The organism is Bradyrhizobium sp. 62 (assembly GCF_023073035.1).
GTDB lineage: Bacteria > Pseudomonadota > Alphaproteobacteria > Rhizobiales > Xanthobacteraceae > Bradyrhizobium.
This window is the reverse complement of the sequence record NZ_JADPIT010000004.1, coordinates 41,002-53,351: the sequence shown is the minus strand read 5'-3', so window position 1 is coordinate 53,351 and position 12,350 is coordinate 41,002. Positions and strand designations below refer to the sequence as shown.

Annotated in this window: 11 protein-coding genes and 1 pseudogene; 4 read left to right on the top strand and 8 right to left on the bottom strand. The window is 64.8% G+C overall.

What is annotated here, in order from left to right; genetic code table 11:
* Nucleotides 1-1,135 (top strand): ATP-binding cassette domain-containing protein (locus IVB47_RS02810; RefSeq protein WP_247459694.1); only part of this gene is annotated, 1,135 nt, incomplete at its 5' end.
* Between the two features lie 6 nt (nt 1,136-1,141).
* On the opposite strand, the gene IVB47_RS02805 is transcribed toward IVB47_RS02810, so the two are convergent.
* Complete coding sequence (locus IVB47_RS02805) at nt 1,142-1,996, bottom strand: C40 family peptidase (protein WP_247459692.1); 855 nt, start codon at nt 1,994-1,996, stop codon at nt 1,142-1,144.
* Entirely contained in the window at nt 1,989-3,362 is a 1,374-nt protein-coding gene (locus IVB47_RS02800; RefSeq protein ID WP_247459690.1) for a leucyl aminopeptidase family protein, read from the bottom strand. Before IVB47_RS02800 ends, IVB47_RS02805 begins: the two co-directional genes overlap by 8 nt.
* Nucleotides 3,363-3,562: 200 nt before the next feature.
* Between IVB47_RS02800 and IVB47_RS35500 the strand changes: the two genes are divergently transcribed.
* The 3 genes from IVB47_RS35500 to IVB47_RS02785 all read left to right on the top strand — a co-directional run bounded on the left by IVB47_RS35500 (nt 3,563) and on the right by IVB47_RS02785 (nt 6,521).
* Nucleotides 3,563-3,766, top strand: a complete 204-nt coding sequence (locus IVB47_RS35500; RefSeq protein ID WP_018454690.1) for a hypothetical protein — start codon at nt 3,563-3,565, stop codon at nt 3,764-3,766.
* A 285-nt stretch (nt 3,767-4,051) separates the two neighbouring features.
* Complete coding sequence (locus IVB47_RS02790; protein WP_247459685.1) at nt 4,052-5,554, top strand: metallophosphoesterase; 1,503 nt, start codon at nt 4,052-4,054, stop codon at nt 5,552-5,554.
* Between the two features lie 217 nt (nt 5,555-5,771).
* Complete coding sequence (locus tag IVB47_RS02785; protein ID WP_247459820.1) at nt 5,772-6,521, top strand: tetratricopeptide repeat protein; 750 nt, start codon at nt 5,772-5,774, stop codon at nt 6,519-6,521.
* A 60-nt stretch (nt 6,522-6,581) separates the two neighbouring features.
* Here the strand turns inward: IVB47_RS02785 and IVB47_RS02780 are convergent, their stop codons facing one another.
* The 6 genes and pseudogenes from IVB47_RS02780 to IVB47_RS02755 form a co-directional block, all read right to left on the bottom strand.
* Complete coding sequence (locus tag IVB47_RS02780; protein ID WP_027570195.1) at nt 6,582-7,556, bottom strand: type II secretion system F family protein; 975 nt, start codon at nt 7,554-7,556, stop codon at nt 6,582-6,584.
* Between the two features lie 9 nt (nt 7,557-7,565).
* A complete protein-coding gene (locus IVB47_RS02775) occupies nt 7,566-8,543 on the bottom strand; it encodes a type II secretion system F family protein (protein WP_247359494.1) in 978 nt (325 codons plus the stop codon).
* 16 nt (nt 8,544-8,559) lie between these two features.
* Nucleotides 8,560-10,023: a CpaF family protein gene (locus IVB47_RS02770; protein ID WP_247406267.1), complete on the bottom strand. Its 1,464-nt coding sequence runs from the start codon at nt 10,021-10,023 to the stop codon at nt 8,560-8,562.
* A 21-nt stretch (nt 10,024-10,044) separates the two neighbouring features.
* A complete protein-coding gene (locus IVB47_RS02765) occupies nt 10,045-11,313 on the bottom strand; it encodes an AAA family ATPase (protein ID WP_247283627.1) in 1,269 nt (422 codons plus the stop codon).
* Nucleotides 11,310-12,047 (bottom strand): CpaD family pilus assembly protein, encoded by a 738-nt coding sequence (locus IVB47_RS02760; RefSeq protein WP_027570199.1) that lies wholly within the window; start codon nt 12,045-12,047, stop codon nt 11,310-11,312. The genes IVB47_RS02765 and IVB47_RS02760 overlap by 4 nt, the downstream gene beginning before the upstream one ends.
* Before the next feature lie 17 nt (nt 12,048-12,064).
* Nucleotides 12,065-12,350, bottom strand: a pseudogene (locus IVB47_RS02755) (secretin); the annotation flags it as partial.

Here is a 12,350-nt window from a genome sequence, read left to right as displayed (position 1 = left end):
GATGATCGCGATGGCGCTCGCCAACGAGCCGGACCTGCTGATCGCGGACGAGCCGACCACGGCGCTCGACGTCACCGTGCAGGCGCAAATCCTGACGCTGCTCGCAGAGATCCGCGGCCGGCTCGGCATGAGCCTGCTCTTCATCACTCACGATCTCGGCATCGTGCGCCGCATCGCCGACCAGGTCTGCGTCATGAAGGGCGGCGAGATCGTGGAGCAGGGGCCGGTCGAGCAGGTCTTCAAGAGCCCGAAGCATCCCTATACGCGCGACCTGCTCGCCGCGGAGCCGAAGCCGGATCCCGCGCCGCCGCAGCCAGATGCGCCGGTGGTGATGTCGGCCGACGATCTGAAAGTCTGGTTTCCGATCAAGCGCGGGTTGATGCGCAAGACGGTCGGCCACATCAAGGCGGTGGACGGCGTCAGCATCGCCGTGCGCAAAGGCGAGACGCTCGGCGTCGTCGGCGAATCCGGCTCGGGCAAGACCACGCTGGGGCTCGCATTGCTGCGGCTGATCTCCTCGAACGGACGTATCGTGTTCCTGGGGAAGAATATCCAGGGTCTCCGTTTCAAGGAAATGCGGCCGTTCCGGCGCGACATGCAGATCGTGTTTCAGGATCCGTTCGGCTCGCTCAGCCCGCGCATGTCGGTCGCCGACATCGTCGCGGAAGGCCTCACCGTGCATCAGCCGCAGCTCTCGCGCGGCGAGCGTGAGGAGCGCGTCGTCAAGGCGCTCGAGGACGTCGGATTGAAGCCGGATACCCGCAACCGTTATCCGCACGAATTCTCCGGCGGCCAGCGCCAGCGCATCAGCATCGCGCGGGCGGTGGTGCTGGAGCCGGATTTCGTCGTGCTGGATGAGCCGACCAGTGCGCTCGACATGCTGATTCAGGCGCAGATGGTCGATCTGCTACGTGAATTGCAGCGCCGTCGCGATCTCACCTACATGTTCATCTCGCACGATCTGCGCGTCGTCGCCTCGCTCGCGAGCCATCTGATCGTGATGCGTGGCGGCAAGGTGGTCGAGGAAGGCCAGGCCGCCGAGCTCTTCAAGAATCCGAAGACGGATTACACGCGCGCGCTGTTTGCGGCGGCGTTCCGGCTGGAGACGGCCGAGAACGGTTCGGCGGCGACGTAGCGTCCGTCAGAGCCGCTTGATCGCGGTGACCTCGCTGCCGGCTTGCTTGATCCGTGCGATGGCCGGCTCGATCGGCTCGATCACCGTTGCCATGTGATGCGCATTGGCGTGAACCATGGTGCCGCCATCGCGGACGATCGCGACATGCCCCTTCCAGAAGATGAGATCGCCGCGTTGTAGCTTGCTCTGCTCATGCGGCTCCAGCGCGCGACCGAGGCCGGCCTGCTGCATGTCGCTGTCGCGCGGGCAGCCGATGCCCGCTGACGCCAGCGAGATCTGGACGAGTCCGGAGCAATCGACGCCAAGGCTGCTCTTGCCACCCCAGAGATAGGGCGTGCCGACGAAACGCTCGGCGACGGCGACGAAATCCGGCTCGCGATGACCGAGCGGGACGAGATGGGTCTTGGGCAGATATTGTCCGTCGCGCGTCACGGCGAAGCTGCCGTCCTCGCGCACAACCACGATCTTTGATCCCATCACCAGGGTGTCTGCGGGCGGCAGCTTGATCGCGGGACCGGGGAAGGCAAAGGTTCGTAGCGCGCTGACCATATGGGTCGGGGCGGCCGAGGGCTTCATCAGCGCTGCATCCGGCAGCCATCCGACATAGCCGTCACTGGAGAGCTGACCCCACGCCCAGCCTTCGCCGTTGCGGTCGTAGACCGTGACGCGCTCGCCGCGCAACGCTTGTGTCATCAGCATTGCGTTCGACGACGGCTGTTCGCGCACGGGCGCGATCGCCTCAACTGTCTCGAATTCCTCGCCCGTGACGAAACGATCCGCCTGCACCTTGCCTTCGAGGTATTTTGCGGCGAGGTCGCCGCGCGCGGGTGTCAGCCTTGGATCTCGCCCAGGATCACGCATAGCGCTCGCTCAACAATGTGTAGATCGCGCGCGCGGCCTGGCATTCGCCGCCCTCGGGGCGTGCAGGCTTCGCCGACGGCGTCCAGCCGTAGATGTCGACATGCAGCCAGCTCCTGGCATGCTCGACGAAGCGTTGCAGGAACAGCGCGCAGATGATCGAGCCGGCAAAGCCGCCTGATGGTGCGTTGGTGATGGTGGCGGTCTTGGAGTCCAGCCACGCATCGTAAGGCGGCCACAGCGGCATGCGCCACAGCGGATCGTTCTCCTTCACCGCGCATCGTGCGACGTCGGCGGCAAGCATCTCATCGTTGGTGTAAAACGGCGGCAAATCCGGCCCCAGCGCGACGCGTGCCGCTCCCGTCAGCGTGCCGAGATCGATCAGCAGGTCCGGCTTTTCCTCGTCCGCCAGCGCCAGCGCGTCGGCGAGCACCAGCCGTCCCTCCGCGTCCGTATTGCCGATCTCGACCGTGATGCCCTTGCGCGAGGTGAAGATGTCGAGCGGGCGGAAGGAATTGCCTGCCACCGCGTTCTCCACGGCCGGAATCAGTACGCGCAGCCGCACCTTCAGCTTCGCATCCATCACCATGCGCGCCAGCGCCAGCACGTTGGCGGCGCCCCCCATGTCCTTCTTCATGATCAGCATGCCGCTCGAAGGCTTCAGGTCGAGCCCGCCGGTGTCGAAGCAGACGCCCTTGCCGACCAGCGTCACCTTGGGATGCGCCGGGTCGCCCCAGCCGATGTCGATCAGCCGCGGCGCGCGGTCTGACGCCATGCCGACGGCGTGGATCAGCGGAAAACTCGTCTTCAACTCATCACCGATGGTGCAGGCAAAGCTTGCACCGAATTCGGCGGCGAGATCCTGCGCGGCTGCGGCAAGCTCCTCCGGCCCCATGTCGTTGGCCGGCGTGTTGATGAGGTCGCGCGCCAGCATTGCGGCGTCCGCCATGCGGTTGATCTCGGTCGCGTCGACGCCGTCGGGTGGCACGAGACGGACCTCGGGGCGATCCGCCTTGCGGTACCGGGCAAAGCGGTAGCTGCCGAGTGCGAAGGCGAGTGCGGCGAGCCGTGCATCGTGCGGTGCATTGGCGAAGCGATAGACGCCCGGCGGCAGCAGACCGGGCAGGGCGCCCGGTCGGAACAGGTCGCGCGATCTTGCACCTTCGTCCTCGAGCCCGAACAGCACTTGCGCGATCGCGCCATCGGGCGCGGGCAGCGCGAGATAGCCGCCCGGCTTTGCGGTAAAGGCGCTCGCAGTGGCGAACTGGCGTTGCGCCGCCGGTAGCCGCTCAGCGACCTGATCCCAGCTCGCCTTGGTGACGAAGGTGATCGGAATGGCGGTAGGCGACGTCTCGAAGACAGAAGGCATTGGCGGGTCCGGATCGTCAGATCGAGCGGGTCATACGAACGGACGAGATTTCGCAGAGTTTCGCCGCCGCTGCAATCAGCTTTGCTGCCACCGTTCAGCGATCCGCTACTCGCAGCAAGGGGGCCATGCTAGGTTCCGGCAACGGCCGTCAGGTGCAGATCTCCGGCGGCCGACGACAAAGCCGCCCGGGAGGAAATGCAATGGAATTTGTGTGGAGCGTGGTCACATTCATCGGCCAGGCGGTCGAGGCGATTTTTGGCTATGTCGAGCATCATCATTGGATATTCGCGTTCCTCGCCGGTGGTTACGTCTTCTATCTCCACGACCGCTCCGTTCACGCGCGGTTCGATGCACTGGACAAGCGCATTGACGAAATCCGCAAGCGGCTCGCCATCGAATATTGATCTGGTGAACGAAACCATCATCGGGCGGGTCCCGTATCTCATGCCGAGGACCGCCGTTCACGCGAGCGGCCGCAGGGCTTTACTAGCGCTGCGGTTGTGGCATTATTGGCCAATATTTTAGATTGTGTCGTGCGGTTCTGCACGTGGCGAGCGTAACAACGAGGCATGCGGTCGCTTCTTACCCCGGCTCATCATGGCTCGGGCTGATACCGAACGGAACCTGATCGTCGAAGGCATTTCTCTTATCGTTTGCGCGGCGCGGCATTCGCAAATAAGCGACGCAAAATGGATAGATCGTTCGTCATCGTACAGATTTCCGACCTGCATCTGGACGGGTCTGGTCGGCTGCTTGCGACGATCGAGACGCTCAATGCCGCAATTCGCGAGAGGATGGCGGACTTCGCGGATGTTCCCGATCGCATCCTGCTGATCACCGGCGATATCGTCGACGACCCGACGCCGCCTGCGCTCGACGAAGCGCTCGCCGTCATTACGTCCTTCCGGCAGACCGGACTGTTCACCGACATTCAGGCAATTGCCGGCAATCACGACGTCAAGCGCCCGAGCCAGCGTGCAGGCCGCCACGACGTCTATGATTACCTGCATTTGCCGCGGACCTCGAAGAGCGTCTACTACCGTCAGGCCGGTCTCGATCTGGTGCTGCTGGATTCGAACCGCGCGAGCCTCACGACGCTCGCGAGCGGCAACGTCGACCAGAGCGCCTATCACGCCCTGGTCTCGGATTCCTCGCGGCTGAGCGTCGAACTCGCGGGCAGCCTCGGGTCGGGCGGCCGCGCCGATTATGCCGAGCCGGTTGAAAACCTGGTGCGCGTGCTGGCGCTGCACCATCATCCACTGCCGCAGGCGACCGGAGAAGGAAAGCGGTTTCTCGGCGTGCCCGACGAGCCGCTGATGTATCTCGCCGCGCCCGCGACCTTCCTCGAAGCGGCGACATCGCTCAACGTCGATCTGGTTCTGCACGGACACCGGCATGTCGAAGGCTTGACGCGCTATTCGATTCCCGATCCGCGCGCCACGTCGAGTGAGAGCGATGAAGCATTCTGGCGCACGATCTACGTCCTGTCCTGTCCATCATCGACCGGACAGGCCGGTGACGATGCCGGCTTCAACGTCATCCATTTCGGCCCGATGTCCCATGGCGGCCGCACCGAGTATCGCTTCGCGATCGCCCGCTACTCACGTCCGCGCAAGGATGGTGTCTTCAGGCCGCTCGATTCCAACCTGCCGCACGGCGTCGTCAGGCTGCCGGCCGGGCGCGAGTTTTCCCGAGATCCGGCCGTCCAGTCGGGCATCGAGATCGACGCATGCACGACGCTGAAACGGGATCAGGTCGCGGCATTCGCCCGCCGGCTCCTGCTACGCCGCGCCTTCTATGCCGACGGCGAGGTGGATTGGGCCGATTTGCTCCACGTCTATCTCGTGACCTCTCACGCCTGGGCCGATCTCGACAGCAAGTTCTCGAGATCCGCACGCAAGCATGACCTCGACGCAGTAGCCGTGGTGACATCGCTGCTGCGTCGGTTGATCGAGCAATCTGCAAATGTGCTCGGCATCGACGTCGTTCAGCTCGACGAGCTCCGCGCGAGGCGTCTGGTCAATCGTGACGATCTTCGGCGCGAATTGCCGAGGGTGGCGCGGCCGGGCATCGATGTCGAGATCGAAACGCGGCAACGACTGCAATTGCTGCGAGACCTGAACGAGCAGGTGAAGGCGCTGGGCCTCGATCTGGGCCTCGGCGGCGAGGTGCCGCCGCAGGCGCCGCGGTGAGGGACGCGGGTCCAGGGAATTAACCGGCCGTTAGGGTTAACAGTCTATTGCTGGCGTGTTCGGCTCGATCAATCGGCTCGAGAGTCAAAGCGTCATGCGTCAACGGTTCGGTCTTGAACGGTTCAGTCTTGGACGGCTCAGTCTAGGACGGCTCAGTCTTGGACGACTCAGTCTTGCCCGGCTTCTTGCGTCCACCTCGCTGGTTGCGGCGGTGGCCATGGGCCTCGGCGGCTGCACGGCGATGTCGAAACTCTCCGACGTCACGGGCTCGGTCGGGCCGCGGGCGGAAGCCGCTCCCACCGATCCCGCGCGCGCTGCCGAAGTCTATGGCGAGCGTTACCGTGCCAATCCCAAGGACGCCGATGCGGCGCTCGCCTACGGCCAGGCCTTGCGCGCCAACGGCCAGCACGCCCAGGCCGCCGCCGTGCTCGAGCAGGCGACCATCGCCAATCCCGGCAACAGGGCGCTGATGGCCCAATACGGCCGCGCGCTCTCCGACAACGGCAATTTCCAGCAAGCCTTCGACGTGCTGACGAAGGCGCATTCGCCCGACAACCCGGATTGGCGGCTGCTCTCGGTGCAGGGGACCGCGCTCGATCAGATGGGCCGTCACGAGGAAGCGCGTTCCTATTACGCGAGCGCGCTCAAGATTGCGCCTGGCGATCCCGGCGTGCTCTCCAATCTCGGCCTGTCCTACATGTTGTCCAGAGACCTGCCGAAGGCCGAAGACGCGCTGCGGCAAGCCTATGCCTCGCCGCGCGCAAACGCGCGGGTGCGGCAAAATCTCGGTCTGGTCGTCGGTCTCCAGGGCCGCTTCGCCGAGGCCGAGACCATCGTGAAGGCGGACCTGCCGCCGGACCAGGCTGCCGCCAATGTCGCCTATCTCAAGGAAATGCTGACCCGCAGCGACGTCAAGCGGGGTGCGCCGAAGCGGACTCCGGTCGCCTCGCTCGGCCAGCCCGACTGATCAGACGTGATCGTCCAATCCTGAAGGCAGCCGCGGACCTTGCGCGGTCCGCATCTAACGTCATTGCATCTCGGTGACCTTGATCCCCGTCGGTCCGAGGATGACGACGAACAGCACCGGCAGGAAGAACAGGATCATCGGTACCGTCAGCTTCGGCGGCAATGCTGCGGCCTTTTTCTCGGCCTCGTTCATGCGCATGTCGCGGTTTTCCTGCGCCATCACCCGCAAGGATTGGCCGAGCGGGGTGCCGTAACGCTCCGCCTGCTGGAGCGCGAGACATACCGACTTGACGCCCTCGAGCCCGGTGCGCCGCGCGAGGTTCTCGTAGGCGACCTTGCGATCCTGCAAATAGGACAGCTCGGCCGTTGTCAGGGTGAACTCCTCCGACAGCGCGATCGATTGGCCCACGATTTCGACCGCGACCTTCCGGAATGCCATCTCGATCGACATGCCGGATTCGATGCAGATCAGGAGCAGGTCGAGCGCGTCGGGAAAGGCGCGCTTGATCGAGAGTTGACGCTTGGAGATCGCGTTCCTGAGGAACAGCATCGGCGCTTGAAGTCCGAGATAGGCCGCGCCGACGCAGATGCCGATCTTGATCGGCATCGACTGCTGCATATGCGCGATCAGGAACACGTAGACGACCGAACCGACGAACAGCACGATCGGGGCAACCAGGCGGGCAAACAGGAAGGTGATGTAGGGCGCCTGGCCCCGATAGCCCGCCATGATGAGCTTGTCCCGCGCAGCTTCCTGCGCGAGCCATTTGGTCAGGTTGAAGTCGTCGACGACCTTCGAGACGAGCTGCTTCGGCGTCTGGCGCAGCGAGACTTTTTCGCTCTTGTGGAGGCGCTCGCGCTCGCGCTGCCGGATGCGCTCACGTTCGTTCGCTACCGCCTTCATGCGCTTGGAAAGGCCTTCGCCAGCGAACAGCGGCATCACCAGCGTATAGACTGTGGCGCTGGCGGCAACGGCGGCCAGCAGCATCGTCATGAAGTGGACGTCATGAAGTTTCGCAACGAGGAACTCTACCATAAGGCACCATCAGAAGTCGAAATTGATCATCTTCTTCATCACCATGATGCCAATCGACATCCAGACGACGCAGCCGACCAGCATGAGCTGGCCGGTGGGATGAGTCCAAAGCATCGAGATGTATCCCGGCGTTGTGAGGTAGACGAGGAACATCACGATCGGCGGCAGCGAGCCGATGATGCCGGCCGAGGCCTTGGCTTCCATCGACATCGCCTGGATCTTCTCTTTCATCTTCTTGCGGTCGCGCAGCACCTTGGAGAGGTTGCCGAGTGCTTCGGAGAGGTTGCCGCCCGATTTCTGCTGGATCGAGATGACGATGCCGAAGAAATTGGCCTCGGGCAGCGGCATCCGATCGTAGAGTCGCGTGCAGGCCTCGCCGAGCGGCATGCCGATCGCCTGCGTTTCGATGATGGACAGAAACTCCGAGCGCAGCGGCTCCGGCGCGTCGGCGGCGACGACCTTGATCGATTCGAACAGCGGCAGGCCCGCCTTGATGCCGCGGACGATCACGTCGACCGCGTCGGGCAGCGCCTTCAGGAATTTGGCTTCGCGGCGCCTCTTCAGGAAGCCCAGCGCCCAGCGTGGCAGACCGAAGCCGCCGGCGAAAGCGAGTCCGGCGGCACCGAGCAGGCCGCCGCCGATGAACAAGGCGACTGCGAACAGCACGCCCGCCACGACGGCGGACACGATCCAGAATTTCTGCGGCGCCCAGTCGAGGCCCGCCTGCGACAGGCGAACACTGAGCGGTACGCTCTTCTCCTGCTGGCGCCGCGCCTCGAGATCCTTGAGCGAGGTTTCGACCTGCTCGCGGCGCGAGCGCTGCGTCTTCTCGGCCGCGCGGGCCGTGGGCGCCTCTGCCCGCGAGATCGAGGCGCGGCGGCTCTCGGCCTTCCGTTCTCCGGAGAGCATAGGATAAAGGAAGACCCAGGCGAGGCCGCCGACGGCGGCGGTGGCAAGGAAGGCGAGGGCAAGGACTTGCATGTTCATGGCTGCGCTGACCTGCTCACGTCGTGGGCGCCACTTCCGCGGCGTCGAGCGCCGTGGCAAGGCGCTTCTCTTCGCCGTAATAGCGGGCGCGTTCCCAGAACTTCGGACGGCCGATTCCGGTCGACCGATGCCGGCCGATGATTTTGCCGTTGGCGTCCTCGCCGACCATGTCGTAGAGGAAGACGTCCTGGGTGATGATGGTATCGCCTTCCATGCCCATCACCTCGGTGATGTGGGTGATGCGGCGCGAACCGTCGCGCAGGCGCGCGGCCTGGACGATGACGTCGATCGAAGCGCAGATCATCTCGCGGATGGTGCGTGAAGGCAGGGAGAAGCCGCCCATCGTGATCATGGATTCGCAGCGCGATAGCGCCTCGCGGGGATTGTTGGCGTGCAGCGTGCCCATCGAGCCGTCATGGCCGGTGTTCATGGCCTGGAGCAGGTCGAACGCTTCGGGTCCGCGGACTTCGCCGACGATGATCCGCTCGGGACGCATACGCAGGCAGTTGCGCACCAGCTCGCGCATGGTGACCTGGCCCTCGCCCTCGATGTTGGGCGGGCGGGTTTCCAGTCGGACCACGTGCGGCTGCTGGAGCTGGAGTTCGGCGGCGTCTTCGCAGGTGATGACACGCTCGTCGTGCTCGATGTAGTTGGTCAGGCAGTTGAGCAACGTGGTTTTGCCCGAGCCGGTACCGCCGGAGATCAGCACGTTGCAGCGGACGCGGCCGATGATCTGGAGGATTTCCGCGCCCTCCGGCGAGATTGCGCCGAACTTGACGAGCTGATCGAGCGTCAGCTTGTCCTTCTTGAACTTGCGGATGGTGAGCGTGGGGCCGTCGATCGACAGCGGGGGCACGATGGCGTTGACGCGGGAGCCATCGGCCAGGCGCGCGTCGCAGATCGGCGAGGATTCATCGACGCGCCGGCCGACCTGGCTGACGATACGCTGGCAGATGTTGAGGAGCTGCTGGTTGTCGCGGAAGCGGATACCGGTGCGTTGGATCTTGCCGGCGACCTCGATGTAGACGGTGTCGGCGCCGTTGACCATGATGTCGGCGATGTCGTCGCGCGACAACAGCGGCTCCAGCGGACCGTAGCCGAGGACGTCATTGCAGATGTCGTCGAGCAGCTCTTCCTGCTCGGCGATCGACATCACGATGTTCTTGATCGCGATGATCTCGTTGACGATGTCCCGGATTTCCTCGCGCGCGGACTCCGAATCGAGCTTGGCGAGCTGGGCGAGGTCGATGGCCTCGATCAGCGCGCCGAAGATGGTCGCCTTGACCTCGTAATAATTGTCCGAGCGGCGGGCTTCCATGGTCGGCGCAGGCTTCGCCGGGGCAAGCGGCGGAGAGGTGACGGCCGGCGGCGGCGGCACGCGCGACACAGCGGGCGCCGAAGCCTGGGCAGGCTCTGACGACACGGCACCGGGCTTCGAGGCCCGCGGGTCGGTCTCTGTTCCGCTACGCTTACCGAACACTTAAAAACTCCATGCGGCGACCTATTTTCCCCGCAACTTCTCAATCAGGGGTGAAAGCAGGGACGACTTTTGCTTCTTCGTTTCGCTGCGGCCGGTCAGGCGCTGGGCGATCTGAAGGAACATCTCGATTGATTTGTGATTGGCCGAGATCTCCGCGATCATCTGGCCGTTATTGGCCGCCGAGCCGAAGATCTGCGGCTCGAACGGGATCGAGACGACTGGCTGGCTCTCGATCGCCTTGGCGAACTCCGCTGCGGCGATTTCGGGCCGTTTCGGCACGCCGACCTGGTTCAGGCAATAGAGCGGCGGACGGTCGTTCGGGCGCGCGGCCTTCAGGAGATCGAACAGGTTCTTGGTGTTGCGCAAATTGGCGAGGTCGGGTGCCGCCACGATCAGGATGTCGTCCGCTCCGATCAGGGCGCGTTTTGTCCAGCCCGACCATTGGTGCGGAACGTCGAGCACGATGCAGGGCATGGTGGAGCGCAGCGTGTCGAACACGGCATCGAAGGCGTCGGCGCCGAAATCATAGACCCGGTCGAGCGTCGCCGGCGCCGCCAGCAGGCTGAGGTGGTCGGTGCATTTCGACAGCAGGCGATCGATGAAGGCGGTATCGACGCGATCGGGCGAGAACACGGCGTCGGCAATACCCTGCGGCGGATCCTGGTTATAGTCGAGCCCGGCGGTGCCGAAGGCGAGGTCGAGGTCGGCGACGACCGCGTCCATCGCGAGATCGCGGGCGATCGCCCAGGCGACGTTGTGGGAGATGGTTGACGCGCCGACGCCGCCCTTGGCGCCGACCACGGCGATGATACGGCCGACGGCCTTGGCTTCCGGCGCCGAGAACAGGTTGCAGATCGAGCGGACGACGTCGATCGCGCCGACCGGCGCGAGCACGTAGTCGCTGACGCCGCGGCGCACCAGCTCGCGGTAGAGCATGACGTCGTTGATGCGGCCGATCACGACCACGCGGGTGCCGGCGTCGCAGACGGTTGCGAGATGATCGAGCCCGCCCAGGAGGTCGTTGCGGCCGTCGCTTTCGAGCACGATCACGTTCGGCGTGGGTGCCGAGCGGTAGGCTTCGACCGCAGCCGCCATACCGCCCATCTGGATCTTGAGATGGGCCTTGCCGAGACGGCGATCTTCGCCGGCCGACTGCACGGCGGCCGCCGTTTCCACGGTCTCGCAGAAAGCCTGGACGGAAACGCGGGGGGCAGGCGCAATATGCTCCTCGGCCGGCGGGAACGATGCCTCGGACTGCTCTTCTTGGGGCTGGCGAGCGTAGCTGATCATTTGCCGGTGTCGCTGAGTTTGGCCTTGTCGGCCTCAGGATAGGCGACCGCCGTCGGCATTCCCTTGCGATACTTCTCGAACGCGGCGGTGCGCCGCGGCGTGTAGGACGGCGTTTCGGGCCGCGGCTGCTCGAGATCTGACGGATTGTCGACCATCGCCGCGAGGTTGCGCTGATAAGCGCAGCCGTAATTGTAATATTCCTTGTTCTCGAACCAGCTCTTGTTCTTCATCGAAGGGCCGATGTCTTCCGGCCACAGGCCGCAGGGACCCGCGACCGCGGCGATCTTGGAATAGGTGAGCCGGATCGGCGGCAGGAAGCGCTTGTCTTCCGGCTGGTAAGAGCGGGCGCTGACGCCGCGCGGCGGAACGCCTGCCGCTGACAGGATCGCCTGGATTTCACGCATGGTGTCCGCGACCGGACGCGCGTTGGGCGTGCCGGACGGCACGTCGATCTGGATCGCGCCGGTGCCTTCGTGCATCCAGGCCGACGCGACGCCCATCACGTCGGCGCGCTGGGCGGCGGTCAAGCCGCCGCGGGCATGGCCGACGAAGACGACGATGGAGCGATTCTGCTCCTCGATGGCGATCGGATGGCGCTGCTTGTAGTTGTCGGGAATGGAGGCGGTGACCGCTTCGTCATGCTGGCAGCCGCCAAGGGCGAGCGCCATGCCGACGAGCGCGCCGCCGAGGTGGATGGCGCGCCTGCGAATCTGGGGTGGTCTAGTGATCTTCATGAAGTCCCCGTTCCGCCTCAATCGGTGATGAAGCCGTAGGTGCCGCGGTAGTTCTTGGCCGGTTCGGTCCGACCGGGCACGCCGTAGATGCGGTTGATGTTGCCGAGCAGTTCGGCCTGCGGATCCGCAGGCGCGGAGAAGCCATCATCCGGCCGCGACAGATCCTTTTGCGCAACTGCGCGAACGATATAGGGCGTCACGATCACGACCAGCTCGGTCGCGTTGTTGACGAAGTCGCGGCTGCGGAACAGCGTGCCGAGGACCGGGAGCTGCATCAGGCCCGGCAGTCCGCTGACGGCCTGC